Origin of the sequence: Hymenobacter persicinus (assembly GCF_004167665.1) — a bacterium.
GTDB classification, from domain to species: domain Bacteria; phylum Bacteroidota; class Bacteroidia; order Cytophagales; family Hymenobacteraceae; genus Hymenobacter; species Hymenobacter persicinus.
In genome coordinates, this window is the sequence record NZ_SEWE01000007.1 from 74526 (window position 1) to 97388 (window position 22863).

Sequence of the window (22863 nt, forward strand, 5' to 3'; positions counted from 1 at the left end):
TCTAGTTACTGTATTTGAGTTAGAGCATATCGCTTCAAAAAACTATATGAATGGTATTTGGCTAGCGTTATCATCTGCTCTTTCATCCTTTGCAGCAAGCAATGCTTACAGCCAAGCTAAGCCAGCGGTGTATATAGTATTGACTATTGAGGAAACTTATAGGTTCACACAACACGGCAAGGATACATACTACTGGATAATTCCAGCTGACTCGATAGGAAAACAAGGAAATTTATCTCCCTTGCTGACCCATGGGTTTTCCAAGGACAAATTTGACTCTTGCTGCAAAGGGGAGCCAATTGACCTTTTCTCTGTAACTCCGAAAACTTCTTACGATTTCACCACGCAGTATCTTGCTGGAATAGATAGTCTGAGAAACCTAATTTCAAAAAATAGGAGCCGCCTTCAGATAGTCCATAAAAAATGGTCAACAGGACAGAAAAAGAAAGTAGAGGTGTTTGCGACGCCAATCTTCGGAAAATTTTGCCATTCTGCTTATAGCCAAACATATGGCTTGGAAACAAGCTATACTGGTGTAGTCTATTTTCCCATTTCTAATTTTCAGTTTAAATCTGATTTGTGGAATACAATAGATGTAAGGCAAATTCCGGATGACTTACCTGGATTAGAATTCAGTGCCTTGCAGCGGTTAAGCCGGAAACCTTAATCCGCGTTGCCTTTCAGAACCTGCCCCTCCCGCAGGTTTTGCTACTTTTACCCCGTCCAACCTCACCTTTCCCCTTTTCATGACGACGAACATTCTGGTTAAGACTTCCCGCGCCCTAGGCGCTACCTTGCTCGTCAGCGGCCTGCTGCTGACTGCCGCGGCCCAGGCCCAGATCAGCACGCCCCAGCCCAGCCCCAAGAGCACCATCACCCAGCGCGTGGGCCTGACCGACATCACCATCACCTACTCCCGTCCCGGCATCAAGGGCCGCACCATCTTCGGCGACTCCACGTCCAAGGCCCTGGTACCCTTCGGTAAGCGCTGGCGCACGGGCGCCAACGCCACCACGACCATCAAGTTTTCGGATGACGTGGTGCTGGAAGGCAAGAAAATCCCGGCCGGCGAGTACGGCCTCTACACCATTCCGGGCAAGACGGTCTGGACCGTGGTGCTGAGCAAAAACACCAAGCAGGGCGCCGACGTGGCCGGCTTCAAAGCGGCCGACGACGTGGCCCGCATTTCGGCCAAAGCTTACAAGCTGCCCAACAAGGTGGAGACGTTCACCATGAACTTCGCCGACCTGACGCCCTCGACCGGCAACGTGGACATGCAGTGGGAGCTCACCGGCGCCAAGTTTAAAATCACCACCGAAGTCGATGCCAAGGTAATGGCCCAGATTGACGAGAAAGTGGTGAAAAACGCCGCCGCCTCGGCCAACGACTACGCCGCCGCCGCCGTCTACTACCTCGACAACGACAAGGACCTCAAGCAGGCCCTGACCTGGATTCAGAAGGCCAATGAAAAGGACCCCAAGTTCTGGAACGTGCTGACCGAAGCCAAAATCCGCATGAAAATGAAGGATTACAAGGGCGCCGTCACGGCCGCCGAGCAGTCGAAGAAGCTGGCTCTGGAAGCCAAGAACACTGATTACGTCAAGATGAACGATGAGCTGATTGCCGAAGCCAAAAAGGCCAAGTAAGCTCAGCCCGCCGCCGCCCATTGCTGGCCGGTGGCTAGCGCATACTACCGTAAAAAGCCCCGTCGGACGTATTCGACGGGGCTTTTTGGATTGGGAGCAGTAGGCTAAGCCGTGCCTATGCTCCGGCGGAAGCGGCAGAATCCGCTTCGGGAGCTGCGCGTTGCAACAGCCAGCCCAGGGCCATCACCAGAAAGCAGCCGATGATATTGTACCAGAGGTAGGCAATGCTGGTGAAGGCAAACAGGGCGAAGATGATAGCCTGGGTGAGAATGGCCGCCCGATACACGGCCCGGCCGCCGATGCTTTTCTGGAAGAAAGCCACCACGAAAATGCCTAGAATGGTGCCGTAGAACAGTGAACCCAGGATATTGACGGCCTGAATCAGGTTTTCGAGCCGGGCGGCGAAAGTGGCGAAGCCGATGCCGAGCAGGCCCCAGGCAATGGCCGAGAAGCGCGACACGCGCACGTAGTGCAGGCCACTATGCTCGGGCCGGCCGGGCTTGTAGAGGTCGATAACGGTAGTGCTGGCCAGGGCGTTGAGGCCGGCGGCGGCGGAGCTCATGGCGGCGCTCAGCACCACGGCAACCAGCAGCCCGACCAGGCCGGAGGGCAGGTAGCGCAGCACAAACGAGAGGAACACGTAGTCGGTGTCCTTGGCTTCGGTAGCTGGCGAGGCCTGGCGGAGCAGGGTCAGGGCCTCGGCGTGCAGCCCCCGGGTGGCGGCCTGGGTGGTTTGCAGGCGGGTCTGGGCCGCGGCCAGCAGTTCGGCGCGGGCGGCTCCGGCGGGCTGGCGCAGGACTTCGACCAACTCGGCATTGGCGGCGCGCTGGGCCTCGAACAGGGTGGTCTGCTGCTGCTCCAGGGCCCGAAGGCGGGGGCCAAACTCAGCGCTGCGGGCCACGCGCTGATAGGCCGGCCGGTTGAAGGTCAGCGGGGGCTGGTTGAACTGGTAGAACACGAACAGCAGCACCCCGATCAGCAGAATACCGAACTGCATGGGCACCTTCACCAGCCCGTTCATGAGCAGGCCCAGCCGGCTTTCGGTCACGCTTTGGCCACTGAGGTAGCGCTGCACCTGACTCTGGTCGGTGCCGAAGTAGGACAAGGCCAGAAACAAACCGCCGGTGAGGCCGGTCCAGACGTTGTAGCGGTCCTGGGGGTCGAAGTGAAAGTCGACCAAATTCATTTTGCCGTGGTAGCCGGCCACCTGGATGGCTTCGCGGAAGCCAATGCCGGCGGGCAGGTAGTGCACCAGCAGGTAACCGGCCGTGACCATGCCCACGAAGATGACGGCCACCTGCCACTGCTGGGTGACGGCCACGGCCCGGGTGCCGCCGGCCACGGTGTAGCTGATCATCAGCCCGCCAATGAGCCAGACGGTCAGGTTGATGTTCCAGCCCAGAATGGCCGACAGCACCAGGGCCGGAGCGTAGAGGGAAAGGCCGTTGCTCAGGCCGCGCTGCACCAGAAACAAGACCGAGGCCAGGGTGCGGGTGCGGCGGTCGAAACGGGTTTCTAGGTACTCGTAGGCCGTAAAGACGCGCAGGCGGTGGTAGATGGGCACGGCCACGGCGGCAATCAGAACCATGGCCAGGGGCAGGCCGAAGTAGAACTGAATAAAGCGCATGCCGTCGTCGTAGGCCTGGCCGGGGGTGCTCAGAAAGGTGATGGCCGAAGCCTGGGTGGCAATGATGCTCAGCCCGATACCCCACCAGCGCGCCTGCCGGTTGCCGAGCAGGTAGGCATCCAGGTCGCGGCTGCCGCGGGTGCGCCAGGTGCCGTAGCCGACGATAAAGAGCAGGGTGCCGGCCAGCACCAGCCAGTCGAGGTGGCTCACGCGAAAAACCGGGTCAGCAGGGTGAAGAAAACCAGCTCAGCGACCAGCGCCCCCAGCACCAGCGCGTACCAGGCCCGCCAGGAAGGCAGCAGCGGGGGCTTGTCAGTTTCGGGGGCGGGCACGGGCAGCGGAGTTAGCAGTCGGAATCAGTCGGCAAGATAGGCTCCCGCCGCCGGATGTCGGCACTGCAGGCGCCTAACTGCGGGCCAGCACGAGCTGGGGCCCGCCCACAGCCCGCACTTGCACCAACTGCCCACTCAGAAACGTGAACAGCACGGTCAGCCACACCGAAAACAGCACGTCGGAGAGGTAATGCATGTCAAGCACCAGACGACCCACGCCGATGAGCACCGGCAAGGCCAGCAGCGGCAGACGCCAGCGGGGCAGCGCCACGGCCAGGGGCAGCAGCAAACTAAAGTACACGGCCGTGTGGGTAGAGGGAAACGAGCCGGTGTCGGGGGCGTGGTAGCCGAAGCCCAGGTCGGAGTAGGAGCCGGCAAACAAGGCCGCGGGGCGCAACCGCAGCAGCACCCCCTTGAGCACCTTGGCGGCCACCATGCTTAGCTCGTGGGTGAGCAGCAAAACCAGAAACAGGCCCGCGCCCGGGCTCCGCAGCGCCCAGCGGCACCCCACGTAGCCCAGGCCGAGCAGCAGAAAAATCAGCGGAATGCCCGCCCCGTGCACCATGCTGGCGTGGTGCAGCGCGTCGGCCGTGCTGGTGAGCGTGGCAAAGAACGGCCGCGCGGCAGCCGCGTGCCGGTGTACCCACCAAGCCAGGGGCTGGTCGAAAAACGGAATCAGCAGGGCGCAGGCGGGCAGCAGCAGACTGGTTAGAAGCAGAAACTGGCGCAGAGTCAGAAACTGAGGATTGGGCATAGGCAGGCGAAGCTACGAATTAGCGGCTATGTTCCGCAACCCCGCCCACGGCCTGGTTCGTTCACTGTCGCCCAGCAGTCGACGATTTTTTACTTACCTAGCGAAATCATGTTGGTCAGCAGCCGGTAGGCCCCGGGCACGCCGGCGGGCAGCTCCCGGAACAAGCTCAGGCCGGTGTAGATGTAGTGGCCCTTGCCGTAATCGGCCACGAGGATGGCGCTTTCCTTGGCCGTTTCGCCCGGGTCGTGGCTGCTGATAATGGTCTGGTACTTGGGGTCCCACTGGCTGGGATAGTACAGGCCCTGCTCCTGCTGCCAGCCTTCGAAGTCCTGGGCCGTAATCTTGTTGGGCACGTTGAGCAGCGGGTGCTGGGGCTTCAGAAACGTAATGGGCGCGTTTTCCACCGTCACCCGGTCGGTGCTGAGCGTGAGCGGGTAGGGCCCGATCTGGGGCAGCACGGTGCCGCGGTTGACCACGTACTGCACAATCAGGTTGCCGCCCTGCTCCACGTACTGCAGCAGATTGGGCTGGAGCGTTTTAAGCCGGTCGAGGGTGTTGTAGGCCCGGATGCCGAGCACCACCGCGTCGAAGCGTCGCAGGTTGTCGGCGGTCAGGTCGTCGGTTTTGAGCAGCGTGACGGTGTAGCCGAGCTGGCGCAGGGCTTCGGGCACCTCGTCGCCGGCCCCCATCAGGTAGCCGACTTGCTGGCCCCGACGCTTCACGTCGAGCTTGACGAGCGGGGAACCGGTTTCCGGGAACAGCAGCTGGGTGGGAATATGCGGGTAGGCAATGGTTTGCACGCCCCGGTAAAACCGGCGCGCCTGCTCCGGCCCGTCCACGCACTCCACGAAGGCATTAACCGTGGCGTAGGCTCTGAGCTCCGTTTTGCCGGCCGGCACGGCCGCCCCGGGCTGAATCCGGAAATTCACCGTCTGCTCCTCGTCCCGGTTTTTCAGCTCAAACGAAGCCGACTTGGGCTCGACGTTCCACCCTTCCGGCGCCTTGAGTACCACGGTGCCGGTCAGCCCGGCCCGACCCGCGCGTACGGTCACCGGCACCGTTTTGGGCTCCTGGCTGGCAAAGACGTAGGCGCGGGCAGCGGGCAGATTGACCATAACGATGGGCACGGCCGCCAGCGGTTGGTACAGCTCCCCGAGCGTGGGGTCGGTGTGCTTGTACTGCACGGGCACGGTGATAAGCATGGGTGCGCCCGGGCCCACTTGCACCGTCACGGATACGGCGGCCACCGCCGGATTTTCGGGCTGGCCCAGGTACTGCCGCAGCGGCGTTTCTCCCAGGTGAAACTCGTGGTCCTGGTCGTACTGGGTTACCAGCGTCTGCGGCGCGTCGGGGTTTTCGGTATTGCGCACCAAGCGGTTGAGGGCAAATGACTCCGTTAAGGCATACATGCCCACGTTGTCGCTAGGATTGCGGAGCCAGTAGGGCTGGGAAAGCGGACCGCACTTGCGCATCTGGTAGCGGGGCCGCAGCACCAGCGGCTTGTCCTTGGTCAGCAACGGAGTCCAGGCCGTGTCGCGCGACAACCCCGGCGTGGCCCCGTCGAGCGATACTTCCTTGATGATGACGGGCACGTCGGAGCGGTTGAGCAGCTCAATCCGCAGGCGGGTGGTTTCGCTTTCGCCCAGGCTGGCCGTGGGTGCCAGCGCCTCAATCGTCAGGCCCAAACAGCCGCGGATAAGCTGCTCTACTTCCTGGGCTTTCTCGGCGGCCCAGAAATACTGCGGGCTGCCCTGGGCCGGAAACCCACCGGCGAGTCGGTCTTTTTCGGTGGCCAGAATGGTCCGAATCGTTTCGCGCACCTTCAGTAGCCCCGCCACGCTCGCACTCGGGTTAGCGGAGTTGTACTTGCGAATCACCTCGTCGAGCTGCTTGCCCACGGCCGCGCCGCCGGGCACCCGGTTCCAAGTCATATCCACGCCGTCGAACAGGTCCTTGTCGGCCCTAGCGCCTTTCACCAGCTGAAAATACTCCGGCGCTTCCCCACGCTGGGCCGCCGAGCCGAAGCCCTGACTGCGGTGCTGGGAGCGGCTGCGGGCCGCAATTTCGCCGTAGCTCTGGCCCAGCAGCGGGTTGAAGCCGCCGGCGTCGAGCTTGAGGTAGCCGTCCATGTTTTCGCCGGGCTTCACGAAGAAAGAGCCGGTGTTCCAGACGAGGCGTTTCGGGCTCCAGACCTGCACGTACTGCAATTGCTCGGGAAACCGGTTCGGGTTGCCGGCGGCGTCGAAGGCCTCGGCGGCCAGGATGGCGCTGGCCTGGTGGTGGCCGTGGCCGGCGCGGGCGTCGGGCGGGAAGCGGGCAATGAGCACGTCGGGCCGGCGCTGCCGGATGACCCAGACCATGTCGGAGAGCACCTGCTCCTTGTCCCAGATGGTAAAGGTCTCGTCGGAAGTCTTGCTGAAGCCGAAGTCATTAGCCCGGGTGAAAAACTGCCGGCCCCCGTCGATGCGCCGGGCGGCGAGCAGCTCCTGGGTCCGAATCACGCCGAGTTGCTCGCGCAATTCGGGCCCAATCAGGTTCTGGCCCCCGTCGCCGCGGGTGCAGCTCAAATAGCCGGTTTCGACGAGGCGGCCGTTGGCGAGGTAGGCAATCAGGCGGGTATTTTCGTCGTCGGGGTGGGCGGCCAAGTAGAGCACCGAACCCAGCACGTTGAGCTTTTTGAGGCCCAGCAGAATTTCCGAGGAAGTAGTGGTCTTGGGCGCCTGGGCCGGGGCCAGCAGCGGCAGCAGCACGAGCAGCAACGCGGCCCGCAGGCCGGAAACGGGAAAACGCATAACGGGAATGAGTAAGGCGTAGGGCCCAAAGATACGGGCGTCTGCCACAGGTAACAGTTAACGGCCGCCTTGGGTGGCGCCCCGGCCCGCTAAGTTTTCCGCGCCCGGCGCCAAGCCGGCCCCCACGAGGCATGGGGCACCAGCAGCTTCAGCGGGCCCGTAGCAGCCTCTGGTCTGACACATGCTACATTATATAATTTTAATACAATTAAAGATTTGAATAATTAATTCTATTGAAATATTATATAATGATTCACATAATTTATATTTCTTTATAAATCCACCTAAGCACCGCACCGATGAAGCACGTTACAAAATTTATACTGGGCTGGCTCCCGGTATGCTTGTGTCTGGCTACTCCGCTTCCGGGCCGGGCCCAATACCAGACGGCCGTTCAGGACGGTGTAATTACCGCCAGCGAATACGGCAACACCCAAAACCAAGTGACCAACGACTGCACCTGGTACATGACCTGGGACGCCAACTACCTCTACGTGGCCATCAGCGGCAACCGGATGACGCTGCCGGCGGTGGTGTTTTTCGATACCGACCCCGCCCTGCCGGTCAACACCAGTGCGGGCACGGGCGCGGGCATCACCTTTTCCAGCGACGCCCAGCAGGCCAACGTCACGCCGCCCTTCCAGGCCGACCGCGCCTTTTTCTTCGACAATGAGAAGGTGTATTACTACACCGTCAGCGCCGGAGCCTGGACCAGCCCGGCCACCATTATGAGTACCACGCCCAACCCGCCCCTGGCCCCGGCCATTGCCGACCTCGTGACCAAAACCACCGGCAACACCAGCGTGCGGGAGCTGCGCATTGCCCGCAGCGCCCTGAACCTGTCGGCTACGGCGCCCTTCAACTGGCTGGGCTACCTGCTCTTCACCCCCTCGGGCAACTACCGCACCACCGACGGCAGCGTGCCCACCAGCAACGAGGGCGGCTACCTGGCTTCTTCCACGGCGGCCCGCTACGCCCCGTACTACTACACCGTGTCCAGCTCCGGCAGCGGCACCGATGCCACCAAGCCCTTCAGCCAAACCAGCTTCATGGCCCCCAGCACCACGGCGCCGGGCGGCCTGAGTATGGATATCGGCAGCTTCAGCACTTACGACTTTGCTCTGAACTCGCCGGGCGTGACCGTGCGCAACACCGGTTCCTGGACCATCAACGGCACAATGATGATTCAGCAGGGCACGCTCGACATGAACTCCAGCTCCAGCAACGTGACCGTGAAGCGCGACTTTATGGTGGGCAGCGGGGGCACGTTCAAGCACTCGACCAGCAACTCCAACCTGGCCATCAGCGGCAACATGAGCGTGGCCGGCACCTTCGTGCCCGGCGAGGCGCGCGTCACGCTCGACGGCACCGGGGCCCAGCAGCTGGCCGGCGGTACGTATTACGACCTGTTTATTCCGGGCACCGGCACCAAAACCATCACCGGCGACGTGACGGTGCTTTCTTCCCTCAACCTAAGCGGCGGCCTGCTTGAAACTGGCGGCAGCAAGGTGATTCTGGCCGCGCTGTCGTCGGTGCCGGGCAACATCGTGCTGCGCGAAACCGGCATGGGCTACGTCCGTGGCACGGTGCAGGCCACTGGCAACGTGACGGGTCCCAACAACTACCAGTTTGGGGGCATCGGCCTGACGCTGACGCCGAGCGTGAACTCCCGGATGCTGGGCACCACCACCGTCACGCGCTATACGGGCGCCTACAAAACCGGCGCCGCCTTTGGCGTGGCCAGCAACGCCTTGAGCCAAAGCGCCCTGCGGCAGTTTTTGGTGCAGTCGACGGCTACCACCAACCTCAACTACAAGGTTATCTTCGAATACCACGACACGGCCCCCAGCGAGCTGAGCTACTCCTACCTCGACAACAGCGTGCTCAAAACCTATACTTTGGACGAGAATACCCTGGAGCTGTTTCGCACCACCGTCCCCAACAGCGGCATCTGGCAGAACCTGCACGCCACTTCCCGCGACGCCAACGGCAACAGCATCACGGTCACGGGCATCACCGAATTCACCAACGGCACCTTCTTCACCCTCGCCGACAAAGCCCGGCCCCTGCCTGTTTCGCTCACCAAGTTTACGGCCCAGGTCGTGCCGGCCGGCGTGCAGCTCACCTGGGCCACCGCCACCGAGCTGCTCAACAAGGGCTTTGCCGTGGAGCGCCGCACGGCCCTGAACGAGAACTGGCAGGAGCTCACCTTCGTCGTGGCCAAGGGCAGCGGCACCCAGGGCGCCACCTACGCCTACCTCGACGCGGGCGTGAGTCCGGGCACTTGGTACTACCGCCTGCGCCAGCGCGACACGGACGGCGCCGAAACCCTGCTGCCCGCCACGGCCATCAAAGTGGGCGAAGCTTCCAGTGTGGCCTTGCAGGCCAGCCCCGTGCCGGCCCACGACCAGCTCACGCTCACCGGCCTGCTTCCGGGCCAGCCCCTGCTCATCTTCGACGCCGTGGGCCGGCGCGTATTGCAGCTCACGCCCGAGGCAGCAGCCCTGCAGCTCAGCGTGGCGAACTTGAGCCCGGGCTTTTACACAGCCCGGGTGCTCAATGGCCGCCAGCCCCTTACCGTGCATTTTGTGAAGGAATAAGCCCCCGGAAGCAGCAACTGACCGCCGCTTTGGCCGCTTCTCCGTGGGGCGGCCGAAGCGGCGGCTTCTTGCCGGGCCACCCCGGCGCGGGAACATATAGAGCCCCGCCGATGGTTTGCGGGGAAACAAACCCAGGTTTGGGGCAACGGTTTCCGCTGAATTGCGTCTGTGTCCTACTTTCCGGTCGTATTCTTTCTGACTATTTCTGCATGAGCGTATTTCCCCGGCCGTTTCTGGCCCTGTTAGGCGTGGCGTTGCTGCCCGCCACTTCCTTTGCCCAGGCTGTTTCGGCCTCGGCGCCCCCCGCCAAAGTAGTGCAGTGGACCAACCTTGACCCCGAAAAGGACAAGGTGATGGGCATCAGCACCCAGCGCACCTACGCGGAGCTGCTCAAAAACCGCATTCCGACGCCCGTCATCGTGGCCGTCATCGATGCCGGCGTCGACACGACCCACGAGGATCTGAAGCGGGTGCTCTGGAAAAACCCCGGCGAGATTCCCGGCAACGGCATCGACGACGACAAGAACGGCTACATCGACGACGTGCACGGCTGGAACTTCCTCGGCAACAGCAAGGGCGAGAACATCGATGTGGACCTGTATGAGGAAACCCGCCTGGTGGCTAAGCTCAAGCCCCTCTACGAAGGCAAGTCCCGCACCTCGGTGCCCGCCGCTAAGCGCGCCGACTACGACCTCTACCAGAAGGTGAAGAAGGACTATGCGGCCAAGGTGAAGGAGGAAAACGAGCAGTACATGCAGCTGGCTCCGCTGGTCGGGCAGCTCGACGGCATCAACGAGCAGCTCAAGCAGGTGCTGGGCGTGGCCAAGGTCGATACGGCCGTGCTGCGCAACCCACCGGGCGCCAGCACCAATCCCCAGCTCCTGCAGCTCACCTCCCAGCTCTACGCCAACCTGAAATCCTCGGGCCTGCCCGACATGGACGCCGTGGTGGAGCAGGTCAAGCAGGGCGCCACTGAAACCAAGAAGCACCTCGACTACTCCCTGAACCTGGACTTCAAGCCCCGCGCCATTATCGGCGACGACGAGGACAATACCAAGGACCACAACTACGGCAACGCCGACATCACTGGCCCCGATGCGCTGCACGGCACCCACGTGGCCGGCATCATCGCCGCCGACCGGGACAATAACCTCGGCGTGCAGGGCGTGGCCGGGCCGCTGGTCCGCATCATGGGCGTGCGGGCCGTACCCAACGGCGACGAACATGACAAGGACGTGGCCAACGCCATCCGCTACGCCGTCGACAACGGAGCCAGCATCATCAACATGAGCTTCGGTAAGTACTACTCGCCCCAGCGCAGCGCCGTGGATGCCGCCATCCGCTACGCCGAATCGAAAGGCGTGTTCCTGGTGCACGCGGCCGGCAACGAGTCCAAGAACATCGACGTGGTGGTCCACTACCCCGCCCCGGTGTCGACGACGGGCACTACGTACGCTAACTTCATTACCATCGGCGCCTCGGGCAGCACCAACGATAAGAACCTGACGGCCGACTTCTCTAACTTCGGCAAGCGCGTCGACGTGTTTGCGCCCGGCGTGGGCATCTACTCCACCCTGCCCGGCAGCAAGTACGGCACCGAAAGCGGCACCAGCATGGCCGCGCCCACCGTGGCCGGCATGGCCGCCGTGCTCAAGTCGTACTTCCCCCAACTCACGGCCGTCGACCTGAAGCGTATCATCCGGCAGTCGGCCACCCCGCAGCACACCAAGGTGCCCGAGCCCGACAACAAGAAAACTGTGGACTTCGCAACGCTGTCGGGCACCGGCGGCGTGGCCAACCTCTACCGGGCCGTGCAGCTGGCCATCCAGCAGAGCGCCGGCACCCCGAAAGCCAGCAGCGTGGGCGGGCAGTAAGCTTCCGGTCCGGATTTCTCCCTTCGCAAAGGCAACGGCTTCGGTCGTTGCCTTTGTTGCGTTTGGGCCCCGCCGCCCGGTCATTTGCCCGGATGGCTAACGCCCAAGCCCCGCGGGCCGTATCGGGACTACCGTTAAGCTCCACTGCTATGCTGATACCGCAACTCATCCTGATGGACAAGCTCCGTAAAAAACGTCCGCCGGCCCGCCGCCGCTTTCGCCGGCCGCCCACCGGCGGCACGGTGCCGCGCACGGCCCGCTGGTGGCGGCAGCAGGTGATGAGCGTGCTGTTTCTGGTGGCGGGCATTTTCTCGGCTGCACTGGGTTTGAAGGGATTTTTGCTGCCCAACGAGTTTATCGACGGCGGCGTGACGGGCATCTCCCTGCTACTCACCCAGGCCCTGGGCAAGCAGTATCTGGCCTTGCTCATCGTGCTGGTCAACGTGCCGTTTATCATCCTGGGCTACTTCCAGATCGGGCGGGGCTTCGCCCTGAAAACCCTGCTGGCCATTCTGGGCCTGGCCGGGACGTTGCTGGTCATCTCCTTTCCCATCCTCACCCAAGACAAGCTGCTGATTTCCGTTTTCGGGGGCTTTTTCCTCGGCGCCGGTATCGGACTGGCCATGCGCGGGGGCGGTGTGCTCGACGGCACCGAGATTCTGGCCGTGTTTCTGAGCAAGAAAACCAGCCTCACCCTGAGCGACATCATTCTGCTGCTCAACATCCTGATCTTCGTCGTGGCGGCCTACGTGCTGTCGGTTGAAACGGCCCTGTACTCGATTCTGACTTACCTGTCGGCGGCCAAGACTATCGACTTCGTCATCGACGGCATCGAGGAGTACACCGGTGTTACCATCGTCTCGGGCCGCAGCGACGCCATCCGCCGCATGATAACCGAGCAGCTCGGGCGCGGGGCCACCGTCTACAGCGGCAAGCGCGGATACGGCGGCCGCGGCGAAACCCCGCAGGCTATTGACATCGTCTTCACCGTCATTACCCGCCTCGAGTTGGGCCGCCTGACCGCCGAAGTCGAGAAAATCGACCGGCAGGCATTCATGGTCATGCACAGCGTGAAGGAAACCCGCGGCGGCGTCATCAAAAAACGCCCCCTGCATTAGTGGTGAACTTGTCAGGTGGTGAAATGGGGAGTTTTCGTCCTGCTGGCGTCATGGATGCAATTCCGCGCCGGCCGAACATCACCTCACAATTTCACCATCTCCCCATCTCGCCGCTCCGTACCTTTGCGGCATGGCTGCATCCCTGACCCTCTCTGAGTTATACATTTATCCCGTCAAATCCCTGGGTGGCATCCGCGTCACGGAAGCCGAGATTGAGCCCCGGGGCCTGCGCCACGACCGCCGCTGGCTGATTGTGGACGAGCGGAACCAGTTTATGACCCAGCGGCAGCTGGCCGACATGGCCCACCTGAAGGTGGCCGCGGCCTACAACGGCTTTCTGCTCACCCACGCCGCCCGCCCCGAGCTGTTGCCCCTCTACGTGCCTTTCGCTGCCACGCCCGAGCGCACCCTGTTCGTGACCATCTGGGACGATATGGTATTTGCCTGGCGCGGCACGCCCGAGGCCGATGCCTGGCTGACGGAAGCTCTGGGCCGCCCCTGCAAGCTGGTCTATATGTCGGACATGGTGATGCGGGCCACCGACGGTGGGGCTGCCGACGGGGAAGTCAGCTTTGCCGACGCCTTTCCCTTTCTGGTTATCGGGCAGGCCTCGCTCGACGACCTAAATACCCGCCTCGCCGCTCCCGTGCCCATGGACCGCTTCCGGCCCAACCTCGTGGTAGCCGGCGGCGCCCCTTACGAAGAGGAAGCGTGGCGCGACTTCGCCATTGCCGGCCAGCCCTTCGTAGGCGTGCGGCCCTGCGGCCGGTGCGTGGTCACTACCATCGACCAGCAGACCACCCAGAAATCTGCCGAGCCCCTGCGCACCCTGGCTACCTACCGCACCCTCGACCACAAGGTGATGTTCGGGCAGAACGTCACCGGTCCCGGCCGCGGCACCCTGCGCGTCGGCGACTCGCTGGCCGTGTTCAACCGCGGCTAAAAAACGCTCTTACTGTCGAGTATGGCGCGTCAGCACACCTACTCTGAATTAAGTAGGCATGCCTACTTATCCGTTGCACTTTGCTTATATCCTGAATTCACCCTAGCTTTGAATAGTAATTTTAAACACAAATAATACAATAATAGTATCTACTGATACCGCTTACGCTGCTCTGTTTTTGCCCTTCTACTGCCTTTTGCACATGTTTCTTCACCCAAATTTCCGCTGGCTACTGCTGCTGCTTGCCGGCCTGGCCTTGGTGCAGCCCCGGGCGCTGTACGCCGATAGCGCCAGTGCCCGCCGCCTGCACGAGCCCTGGAATGCACTGCTGGCCAAGCACGTCACCCGCGAAGGCTACGTCGACTACACCGGTGTCCTCGACGACGAGGACAAGCTGGGGGCCTATCTGCAAACTATCCGAAAAACGCCGCCCGACGAGCAGCAGTGGAGCCGCCCGGAGCAGGAAGCCTACTGGCTCAACGTCTATAATGCCGCTACTGTGTACATGGTCCTGCAGTACTACCCGGTGCAGAGCATGAACGAAATCAAGGTTAAGGGACTCAAGGGCAGCAAGTCGGCTTGGGAAGCGGCCAGCGTGACGGTGGGCACCCGCGAGTACTCCCTCAACCAGATCGAGCGGGAAGTGCTGCGCAACCGGTTCCAGGACCCGCGGGTGCATTTTGCCCTGGTCAGCGCGGCCCGCAGCTGCCCGCCCCTGCTCAACGAGGCCTACGACGGCACCCGCCTCAGCCAGCAGCTCGACGAGCAGGCGCGGCGCTTTTTGCGCACGGCCGGGCTCAACCAGCTAACTCCCGACCACCTGCGCCTGTCAAGCCTCTTCGACTGGTACTCGGCCGAGCTGGGCGAGGGTGAAACGCTCATAACCTGGCTCAACCACTACGCCGACGTCAAACTTGCGCCCACCGCCACGGTGGAGTTCCTGCCCTTCGACTGGACGCTCAACGACCGGGTGCGGCAAACCGAAAACCAGGCGCTGAAGTAGGGAAATCTGCTTTGGCGGGCATCAAATTGGCTCCGGCGCTGTTATTCAGGGCCGGAGCTTTTTTCATGCCCGGGCCCACGCCGGCCGTTTGGATCGGGCCGCCTACGCTTTTCTATGGACCACAAATTTCTGCTTGACTTTCTGCGCAACCTTGCCGCCAACAACCACAAAGCCTGGATGGACGAGCACCGGGCCGACTACCACCGCGCCCGCGCCGTGTTCAGCGGCTTGGTCCAACAGGTGCTCACCGGCACCCAGCGCTTTGAGCCCGAGCTGCTGGGCCTGACGGTGCCCGAAACGATGTTCCGCATCAACAAAAACGACCGGTTTCAGCAAAGCAATGAGCCGTATAAGCGGCACATGGGCGCCAGCCTCACCCAGGGCGGCCGGCACGCGCCGCGGGCGGGCTATTTTCTGGCCGTGCAGCCCGGGGGCCAAACCTGGATTGGGGCCGGCAAATGGCATCCCGAACCCGCGGCGCTGGCCCGCATCCGCCAGGAAGTGCACTACAACGGCGCGGCGTTTCACGAAATCCGGCAGCACGCCGAGTTTCAGCAGCACTTCCCCGACGGCCTGGAGGGCGACAAGCTCCAGCGTCCGCCCAAGGGCTACGACAAAGACGACCCCGATATCGAGTGGCTCAAGCTTAAGGATTTCGTCGTGACCCGCTCCTTTACCGACGCCGAGGTGCGCCGCCCCGACTTCGCCGACCGGGTGGTCGAGACGTTCCAGGTAGCTCAGCCCTTCGTGCGCTTTCTCAACGAAGCCCTGGACGCCCCCGAGTAGTGGCTGACCCGCCCGCCCGCAAGACGGCCCGCAGCGCATGCTGCGGGCCGTCTTGCGGGCGGGTCCTTTGCTGCCAAGCCTAGAACAGGCCGAACAGGGTGCTGTTGATTTTTTCGATGATGATGCCCAGGTCCTCGGGGTTGTTCACGTAGTCGAGGTTGTTCACGTCCACGATGAGCAGCTTGCCATACTTGTAGTTGCTGATCCAGCGCTCGTAATTCTCGTTGAGGTTTTTGAGATACTCAATCTTGATGTTGTTCTCGTAGTCGCGGTTGCGCTTGTCGATCTGCTGAATCAGCTTGGGCAAATCGGCTTTGAGGTAGAGCAGCAGGTCGGGCGCATCCACCATGCTGATCATCGACTCGAACAGATTCAGGTAGTTCTGGTGGTCGCGCTCGGTCATCAGGCCCGAGTCGTGGAGGTTGGCCGCGAAAATGTGGGCGTCCTCGTAGATGGTGCGGTCCTGAATGACGCCCTTACTGGCGCTTTGCAGCTTCTTGATCTGCTGGGTCTGGCGGAAGCGGCTGTTGAGGAAATACACCTGCAGGTGAAACGACCAGCGGGGCATGTCGTCGTAAAAATCCTTCAGATACGGGTTGTGGTCGACATCTTCCAGAAAAACTTCCCAGTTGAAATGATGGGCCAGCTTGTTGGCCAGGGTGGTTTTGCCGGCGCCAATGTTGCCAACTATTGCAATGTGCATGTGGGAGAGCAGGAAGGGACGAAGGAAAAAATAGCCTGCAAAAGTAACGGAAAGCAGTGGAAACCCGGCAGCAAAAAATGCAGGCTGGGCCAAGCCCAAGCGCTGGAACGTAGGCAAGAATTAATTTGATTTGCCGGTCTATATTCAGTAAATTAAATACTGATTCAGCCCGCCCTTTCCTACTAGGCCGTTTGGGGCCGAATCCTCGCTTCGCGCCGCCACTCCGCTTTCCTTCGCCCATTGCAGCTCCTGCTTTTTCCATCGTCCGGTCCCGACCCTTCCGCACCCTCTGCCGCTGCCTGCTTATGCCCGCTCTTTCGTCTGCCTTCGTCGAGCTTGAATCTGTGTTTGATGAGCACGACCGCCTGATTGCTACTTTTCGGCACTATCCCGAAGAACAGCTGCTCTACATCCGCTGGACCGGCAACCTGACGGGCAAGGAGGTTATTAAAGTGGCCAAGGCCGGGGGCGCCATTGAGCAACGCCTGCACTGCCCACTGCTGCTCAACGACAAGACCGACTCAACCGGCGACTGGTCGGAAGCCCTGCCGTGGCTGGAGTACGAGTGGCTGCCGCTGGCCATCGAGGCGGGTCTGCGGGCTTTTGCCTACGTTTTCTCGCCCGATATGCGCAACCAGTTTATCAGCGTCGAGTTTGCGGAGCGCGTGGGCCAGCAGTTGCCCATCCAGCTGTTCTACGACACGGCCACGGCCTGGGAATGGCTGCGCCGTCAGCGGGCCGCGGCCTAAGCTCACGACCCACCGACGGCGCAGGATATTGATGCGGAAGAAGCGCGAAGTTTACTTCTCGTTTACTATGTCTTTCACGTCGCGGGCTTTTTCCAGAGTCCGGAACTCGGCCTGCAGGGAACGAACCCGCACCCGGTCGTCGAGGCTGAGCTGCTCGCGCACCTGCTCGTAGCGCACGTTCAGCTTTTCGAGCACGGCGCTGGCCGAGCTCCAGTCGGCCTGGCTCCACTGCCGACGATTGTCGCGGGTGTGTTCGAGCAGGCGGCCGTAGAGGTCGGGCAACTCCGTAGCCCGGGCCGAGCTGATAACCACGTTTTCGTTGAGCAGGCGGCGCTGAGCATCGACAGCCGTGGCAGGCCGGCGCGTCACGGCGTCGATGCTGTCCTGCTTGGAGGCCCACTTCTGGTAACGCACTTTCTGGGTGGTGTATTCGCGCTTGGAAGTGGAGGAAAGGCTATCCACGGCCGAGTCGAGGCGGCGGCTCTGGCGTTCGAAGTCATCCTTGATGCGCGGCAGTTCGCGGCGGACGGTGCTTTCGGCCTGGCCAATGCGCTCATTCACCCAGGTGCTGAACACGTCCAGGTCGCGCTCCAACGATTTGGGCGTGGTCAGGATGGGTTCCGACGCTTTGGTCGTGGTTTTGGGCTTGGTAGTGGTTTGGGCGGCGGCCGTCTGGGGGCTGGCCAGCCAGCTGAAGGCCACGAGGCTCAAGGGAAGCAGAACGGGTTTCATGGGTCAGGGGCGAGTAGGTGATGGAACAACGAGCGGCACGGTGCCGGTCGGATGGCGGGAGCACGGCAATTTCTGGCCCAAAACGCAGCCATTGGCCGGCGGGGTTCGTTTTATAGCCAAAAAAACGCAACTTTTGTGGCCTATGTCGTCCTCTGCTACTGCTCCCGTTACCATCAAACCCGCCACCCTGGCCGATATTCCGACTATCATTGGGCTGGCCGAGGCTACCTGGGAGCCGACGTACCGCTTTATCGTCTCGAAGGAGCAGATTGAGTACATGTACCGCGTCATCTACACCCCCGCCTCCTTGCAGCGGCAGATGGCCGACGACGGCCACGCCTTCCTGCTGCTGTACGTAGAGGGACACCCGGCGGGTTATGCTTCCTACGCCGCACTGCCCCAGGAAGCCGGGGTTTTCAAGCTCCATAAGATTTACATTCTGCCTTCTCACCAGGGGCAAGGCCTGGGCCAGCACGTGGTGCGGGCCGTGGAAGAAGCCGTCCGGGCCGCCGGGGGCCACACGCTGGAGCTAAACGTGAACCGCCGCAACCCGGCCATTTCATTCTATGAGCACCAGGGCTTCCACCGGCACCAGGAAGTCGACATTCCCATCGGGCCTTACTGGATGAATGATTACGTGATGCGCAAAGAACTTGCGTAATTGCGGAGCGGTTGGCTTGCCGCGCTTTCATTTCTGCTGATTTATCCGCGTATGCGTCTTTCTAGTTCTGCCGCCGCCCGCCTGGGCGTGGGCACCCTGCTGCTGCTGCTGAGCCACGTGGGCTTTGGGCAAATCATGAAGCAAAAGCACCTGGAGCTAATTCAGGCGCGCAGCGCTTCCTGGAACAAGGCTTTCAACAGCCGCGACACCACCGCTTTGGGTGGGCTGCTGCACCCGGGCTTCACGCTCAACACCGCCACGGGCAGCCAAACCACGGCCGCCAGCGTGCGTCTGAGTTTCCGCCAACTGTTTCGCCAGCGCCCCGACATCACCTGGATGAACCGCAGCTTGGCCACCGAAATCAGTGACCTGGGCAACGTGGCCTACGAAACCGGGGAGTGGGCCGAGGCCTGGACCGACCCGCAGAGCAAAACCAAAAACCGCATTATCGGCAAGTACTGGCTGATGTGGAAGTACGAAAACAATGCCTGGCAGATGTTTTCGGCCATCTACACGCCCATGAACTGCTCCGGCAACGCCTGCCGCTAAGGCTTCTTTTTCGCTTTAATTTCACCACCAACACCTTTTTTTATGGCCGCTACCAAACTTACCGTGCTCAGCAACGGCTCCCTCCGCGTGGAGGGCGACTTCGAACTCGTTGATGCCCAGGGCCAGCCCTACGGCTTGGCCGGCCGGGAGCGAATCAGCGTCTGCCGCTGCGGCCTGTCGAAAAACAAGCCCTTCTGCGACGGTTCCCACAAGGGTCACTTCGAGCACAATGCCGAAGCCTTCGACCTGCCTGCCCCCAAGGTTTAGCTCGGTCGCTTAGGCAGCCGCATCCACAGAAAAGCCCCGTCGTAGCGCTACGACGGGGCTTATTGCTGCAAGACAGTTTTCGGCTCAGGCGGCAAAATCTGACCTAGCCGCCGGAGCGTTGCTTGCTTAGGCGCACTGCTCGAACAAGGAGTTGACCAGCTTCACGTATTCCTGGCGGGCGTCATCCTGGCTTTTGCCGCTGAGCTCGGCCCAGGCGTCGTACTTGGCGATGCCCTTGAAGTCGAAGCCCCCGGGCCGGTCGCCGCTCACGTCGCCTTCGGAGGCCTGCTTGTAGAGGGCGTAGAGCTGGAGTAGCACCATGTTGCTGGGCTTGGAGGGCAGCTGCTGGGCCCGGGCGGCGGCAGCTTCAAATTCTTCGGTGGTAGCCATAAGGCAGGATTTAGGTGGTTAGACGGGTGTCCGCCCTCATACGCGGGCGGCAGCGGGAAGGTACAGATTCCGCCGCATACTACGCGGCATGCAGCGTTTATTTCGCCGGGCCGCGGGCTTGTCGAACTGCCGCGCCGGGGCTTATTTTTGCTTTCCTCCGCTTCTAAATCCTGCTGTTCTGGCCTCTACTCCTGCTGCCCCCGCCCGTTCCTCCCGTTTGCTGCGCCTGCTGGGCCTGGGATTTGGTCTGGCCGTGGTGGTAGGTGGTACCACCGGCACGGGCGTGCTTCGCTCCCCGCGCGAGGTGGCCGAGGCCGTAGGCTCACCCTCCGGCGTGCTGCTAGTGTGGCTGGCAGGCGGCCTTTATGCCCTGCTAGGGGCCAACGCCATTGCCGAGTTGGGCGCCATGCTGCCCCAGGCCGGGGGCTGGTACGGCTACGCCCACCGGGCTTTCGGCGAATTTGTGGCCGTGGTGGTGGCCTGGGGCGACTGGGTGAGCAGCTGCGTAACCGGAGCCCTGGTGGCGCTGATGATGAGCACCTACGTGGCTCTGTTGGTACCGGCCCTGGCCGGGCACGAGCGGACGGTGGCACTGGCCTCGGTGGCGGGCCTGGGCTTGATTCAGTGGCGGGGACTGCGCGAGGCCAGCCGGGCCCAGGAAATTACGGCCCTACTGGTAGCTGGGGCCCTGCTGGTGCTGCTGGCCGGCAGCTGGTGGCTGCCCGCAGCTCCGGCGCCGACCAAAGCCCTGGGCGGCACTGGTATCGGGAGCCTGGTGGTGGCGTTTCAGGCCGTCATCTTCGCCTACGACGGCTGGTACGCGGCCATTTACTTTGCCGAGGAAGACCACGACCCCGCCCGCGCCGTACCCCGTTCGATGCTGGGTGGCGTGGGGCTGGTGATTCTGACCTACGCTTTACTCAATGCGGCTTTGCTGCACGCTCTGCCCTTTGCCGAGCTGACCAGCGCCGAGCTGCCCCTTGCTGAGGTGGCCGACCGGCTACTGGGCCCCTGGGGCCGGCGCGCCATGCTGGCCGTAGCCGTGCTGGGCCACCTGGGCGTGCTTAATTCGGTGCTGCTGATGGCCACGCGGGTGCTCTTTGCCCTGGGCCGCGACAAACTCTTGCCCCAGCCCCTGGCCCGGGTGCACACGGCCGGCACGCCCCGCCCGGCCCTGCTGGTGGCCGTAGCCCTGACGGTGCTGCTGCTGGCCACGGGCACCGCTGAGCAGCTGCTGGCCGTAACCAGCATTCTGTTCGTGAGCTATTACGCCGTCGGGTTTGCGGCGGTGCTCTGGCTGCGCCGGACGGCCCCCGAGCTGCCCCGCCCCTACCGCACCTGGGGCTTCCCGGTTACGACCTGGCTGGCTCTGCTGGGTTCGGCAGCCTTTCTGGTAAGCAACGCCGTGGCCGAGCCCGCCAACACGCTGCTGGCCGCGGGGCTGGTGGCCGGCAGCTACCCGGTCTGGCGGCTCGTGAAACGGCGGGAGGCAGCCTGAAAAAGCTGGTTTCTACGGTTCTGCTAGTGGTTCAGCTTGTATTTTTTTGTTGACTCCCTCCCCTTTCGGAACGCAACCCCGGCCGGGCCGGGCGGCGTATGCGCAGCAGATTTCCTGCCCTGCTTTTCGCCTTTTTCCTATGAAAACGCCCGATCTGAACGCTCTCATCAAGCAATTTTTACAGCACAAGCTCAAGCTGGCCCTGGCCGAAAGCTGCACCTGCGGCCTGGTGGCGGCGCAGCTGGCGCCCACCGAAGGCATCGGGGAAGTGCTGCTGGGCTCGGTGGTGACCTACCACTCCGAGGCTAAGCAACGGCTGCTGGGGGTAAAAAAGAAAACCCTGACCGAATATTCGGCCGAAAGTCAGCAGACCACGAACGAAATGGCCCAGGGTCTGCACCGCCAACTGCCTACGGCCGACGTGTGCGTGGCCATCACGGGCTTGTTTGGGCCCGGCGCTTCCGAGCAGGCCGATAAGCCCGTGGGCACCATTTTCGTGACCATCCTTTTCGAGGGGCGGGCCCACGAGTACCGGGAGCAGCTCAAAGGCAGCACTGATAAGCTCGGTCTGCTGGCCGCCGACTTCATCTACACCCAGCTCGGCCACCTGCTCGACCAACGCCAGCAGCTGGCCCTCAATACGCCGCTGTCGACGAAAGCAGCCAAGTAAGCCCGCTTACTTAGGCGGGCTCAGCATCAGCATCAGGTTCAGGCGCACCACGTCGCCCATACTGTCGCAGCGGTTGAAGATGGTGGTCTGGTGGTGCTGGTTGAGCTCCGCTTTCAACTGGTCGACCTTAGCCGTGGGGGCCAGTTCGTCGTGGCGCATGCAGTCCATCAGGGCCTTGAGGCGGTAACGTTCCAGACGCACGCGCCGCATCATCAGCACCCGCTCTTCGGTCTGGTACTGGCGGATGGTTTCGGGCTTCAAAAACTTGCTACACATTTCAATGACCGGCAGATTGTCCTTGAAGTACTGCGGCAAGTACATGGTTTTGCGACCCTCGTAGCTCTGCTGGTCGAAGTCGATGGCTCGCACGCGGTACTGGTCGTCCTCGAAGTCGGGCGTGACGACGATGACGTAGTTGTAGGAGCGCATGTCGCCGAGCAGGCGGGCAAAGCACCGCTCGTTGAACTTGACGAACTCCTTGGCAATGCGGACCTGGTTGAAGTGCTGCTGGGGCAGGCGGGTGCGGATGAAGTCGTCACCGGGAATGCCGGCAATGTGCTCTTCCACCAGCGTGTCGCCGCTGACCAAGTAGCTCAGGCGGTTGGGGGAAAGCAGGTGCTCCAATTCCAGCCCGTACACCCGGGAAGCATCGGCCTGCTTGACGTAGAAATAGTCGTGGTTGTCGTTGAGCAGGTTCACCACCCGCACCCGAAACGGGTTGGAGTTGCCGAAGCGGCAGTAGTCGATGCGGTCGGCGAGCAGGTGCTCGGTGAAGGACAAGTCGCTGCCGGTCTTGAGCTGGGCGTACACCTGGGTCAGGCCCACGCTGAGCTCGCGCAGGGCCTGGGGCTCATACGACACGGTTTCCCAGAGCGTATCGTGGCCCTGACGGTCGAACAAGGGAAACGAGCCGCTCATCTGGCGCAGGTCGCGGTAGCTGACGGGCAGCTCCGTTTCCCGGTCGTAGTGCTGCAGGTAGTCGCGCAGGGGCTGGCGGATGGAGTAGTGCAGCTTCTTTTTGGAAATAAGGGCCATGCGGGGTTCGATCGTGACGAGTGGCTTGTAGTACTGGCGGCCGGCTTTTCGCGTTGCCCGCAAGCCGAGGGCGTTAAGCTAATGCATAGCCCGGTGCGTCGGCCATTTGAAACCGGCCCCGACGGGCCGCCGAA

The 22863-nt window shown here is 62.3% G+C and carries 22 protein-coding genes; 14 read left to right on the forward strand and 8 right to left on the reverse strand.

Annotated features, from left to right (window positions below):
* Positions 1-46 precede the first annotated feature (46 nt).
* Positions 47-667 (forward strand): hypothetical protein, encoded by a 621-nt coding sequence (locus EWM57_RS05065; RefSeq protein ID WP_129920048.1) that lies wholly within the window; start codon positions 47-49, stop codon positions 665-667.
* Between the two features lie 79 nt (positions 668-746).
* The gene (locus EWM57_RS05070; RefSeq protein WP_129920049.1) at positions 747-1646 is read left to right on the forward strand and encodes a DUF2911 domain-containing protein; all 900 of its coding nucleotides are present in this window, start codon (positions 747-749) and stop codon (positions 1644-1646) included.
* A gap of 115 nt (positions 1647-1761) precedes the next feature.
* On the opposite strand, the gene EWM57_RS05075 is transcribed toward EWM57_RS05070, so the two are convergent.
* From EWM57_RS05075 to EWM57_RS05085, 4 genes are all read right to left on the reverse strand, one after another.
* On the reverse strand, positions 1762-3483 hold the full coding sequence (locus tag EWM57_RS05075; protein WP_129920050.1) for a sodium:solute symporter: 1722 nt from the start codon (positions 3481-3483) through the stop codon (positions 1762-1764).
* Positions 3480-3605 carry a hypothetical protein gene (locus tag EWM57_RS21765; protein ID WP_262708230.1) on the reverse strand — a complete coding sequence of 42 codons (126 nt, stop codon included), beginning with the start codon at positions 3603-3605 and terminating at the stop codon, positions 3480-3482. The genes EWM57_RS05075 and EWM57_RS21765 overlap by 4 nt, the downstream gene beginning before the upstream one ends.
* Positions 3606-3678: 73 nt before the next feature.
* Positions 3679-4359, reverse strand: a complete 681-nt coding sequence (locus EWM57_RS05080) for a phosphatase PAP2 family protein (protein WP_129920051.1) — start codon at positions 4357-4359, stop codon at positions 3679-3681.
* An 89-nt stretch (positions 4360-4448) separates the two neighbouring features.
* A complete protein-coding gene (locus EWM57_RS05085; RefSeq protein WP_129920052.1) occupies positions 4449-7151 on the reverse strand; it encodes a PIG-L family deacetylase in 2703 nt (900 codons plus the stop codon).
* A 344-nt stretch (positions 7152-7495) separates the two neighbouring features.
* Between EWM57_RS05085 and EWM57_RS05090 the strand changes: the two genes are divergently transcribed.
* The 6 genes from EWM57_RS05090 (at position 7496) to EWM57_RS05115 (ending at position 15475) form a co-directional block, all read left to right on the forward strand.
* Complete coding sequence (locus tag EWM57_RS05090; protein WP_129920053.1) at positions 7496-9751, forward strand: T9SS type A sorting domain-containing protein; 2256 nt, start codon at positions 7496-7498, stop codon at positions 9749-9751.
* Between the two features lie 209 nt (positions 9752-9960).
* Positions 9961-11625: a S8 family peptidase gene (locus tag EWM57_RS05095; RefSeq protein WP_129920054.1), complete on the forward strand. Its 1665-nt coding sequence runs from the start codon at positions 9961-9963 to the stop codon at positions 11623-11625.
* A 149-nt stretch (positions 11626-11774) separates the two neighbouring features.
* Entirely contained in the window at positions 11775-12743 is a 969-nt protein-coding gene (locus EWM57_RS05100; RefSeq protein ID WP_129920055.1) for a YitT family protein, read from the forward strand.
* Between the two features lie 130 nt (positions 12744-12873).
* Positions 12874-13686 carry an MOSC domain-containing protein gene (locus EWM57_RS05105; RefSeq protein WP_129920056.1) on the forward strand — a complete coding sequence of 271 codons (813 nt, stop codon included), beginning with the start codon at positions 12874-12876 and terminating at the stop codon, positions 13684-13686.
* 202 nt (positions 13687-13888) lie between these two features.
* Positions 13889-14689: a DUF547 domain-containing protein gene (locus tag EWM57_RS05110; protein ID WP_129920057.1), complete on the forward strand. Its 801-nt coding sequence runs from the start codon at positions 13889-13891 to the stop codon at positions 14687-14689.
* A gap of 114 nt (positions 14690-14803) precedes the next feature.
* On the forward strand, positions 14804-15475 hold the full coding sequence (locus EWM57_RS05115) for a DUF2461 domain-containing protein (protein ID WP_129920058.1): 672 nt from the start codon (positions 14804-14806) through the stop codon (positions 15473-15475).
* A 79-nt stretch (positions 15476-15554) separates the two neighbouring features.
* Here EWM57_RS05115 and EWM57_RS05120 read toward each other — a convergent pair whose 3' ends face one another.
* The gene (locus EWM57_RS05120) at positions 15555-16178 is read right to left on the reverse strand and encodes a deoxynucleoside kinase (RefSeq protein ID WP_129920059.1); all 624 of its coding nucleotides are present in this window, start codon (positions 16176-16178) and stop codon (positions 15555-15557) included.
* A 305-nt stretch (positions 16179-16483) separates the two neighbouring features.
* Between EWM57_RS05120 and EWM57_RS05125 the strand changes: the two genes are divergently transcribed.
* Positions 16484-16927: a hypothetical protein gene (locus tag EWM57_RS05125; protein WP_129920060.1), complete on the forward strand. Its 444-nt coding sequence runs from the start codon at positions 16484-16486 to the stop codon at positions 16925-16927.
* A 51-nt stretch (positions 16928-16978) separates the two neighbouring features.
* On the opposite strand, the gene EWM57_RS05130 is transcribed toward EWM57_RS05125, so the two are convergent.
* On the reverse strand, positions 16979-17659 hold the full coding sequence (locus EWM57_RS05130; protein ID WP_129920061.1) for a DUF6565 domain-containing protein: 681 nt from the start codon (positions 17657-17659) through the stop codon (positions 16979-16981).
* A gap of 142 nt (positions 17660-17801) precedes the next feature.
* Between EWM57_RS05130 and EWM57_RS05135 the strand changes: the two genes are divergently transcribed.
* The 3 genes from EWM57_RS05135 to EWM57_RS05145 are packed head-to-tail and all read left to right on the forward strand — an operon-like array spanning position 17802 to position 19136.
* Positions 17802-18320 (forward strand): GNAT family N-acetyltransferase, encoded by a 519-nt coding sequence (locus EWM57_RS05135; RefSeq protein ID WP_129920062.1) that lies wholly within the window; start codon positions 17802-17804, stop codon positions 18318-18320.
* A 51-nt stretch (positions 18321-18371) separates the two neighbouring features.
* Positions 18372-18869 (forward strand): nuclear transport factor 2 family protein, encoded by a 498-nt coding sequence (locus EWM57_RS05140; protein WP_129920063.1) that lies wholly within the window; start codon positions 18372-18374, stop codon positions 18867-18869.
* A 42-nt stretch (positions 18870-18911) separates the two neighbouring features.
* Positions 18912-19136: a CDGSH iron-sulfur domain-containing protein gene (locus EWM57_RS05145; RefSeq protein WP_129920064.1), complete on the forward strand. Its 225-nt coding sequence runs from the start codon at positions 18912-18914 to the stop codon at positions 19134-19136.
* A 126-nt stretch (positions 19137-19262) separates the two neighbouring features.
* Here EWM57_RS05145 and EWM57_RS05150 read toward each other — a convergent pair whose 3' ends face one another.
* Positions 19263-19526: an acyl-CoA-binding protein gene (locus EWM57_RS05150; protein WP_129920065.1), complete on the reverse strand. Its 264-nt coding sequence runs from the start codon at positions 19524-19526 to the stop codon at positions 19263-19265.
* Positions 19527-19743: 217 nt separating this feature from the next.
* Here EWM57_RS05150 and EWM57_RS05155 point away from each other — a divergent pair, with 217 nt between their 5' ends.
* Both EWM57_RS05155 and EWM57_RS05160 read left to right on the forward strand, forming a co-directional pair.
* Positions 19744-21024: an APC family permease gene (locus tag EWM57_RS05155; protein WP_165370417.1), complete on the forward strand. Its 1281-nt coding sequence runs from the start codon at positions 19744-19746 to the stop codon at positions 21022-21024.
* 139 nt (positions 21025-21163) lie between these two features.
* The gene (locus tag EWM57_RS05160; protein ID WP_129920067.1) at positions 21164-21694 is read left to right on the forward strand and encodes a CinA family protein; all 531 of its coding nucleotides are present in this window, start codon (positions 21164-21166) and stop codon (positions 21692-21694) included.
* Positions 21695-21700: 6 nt separating this feature from the next.
* Here EWM57_RS05160 and EWM57_RS05165 read toward each other — a convergent pair whose 3' ends face one another.
* Positions 21701-22729, reverse strand: a complete 1029-nt coding sequence (locus tag EWM57_RS05165; protein WP_129920068.1) for a hypothetical protein — start codon at positions 22727-22729, stop codon at positions 21701-21703.
* Between the last annotated feature and the right edge of the window lie 134 nt (positions 22730-22863).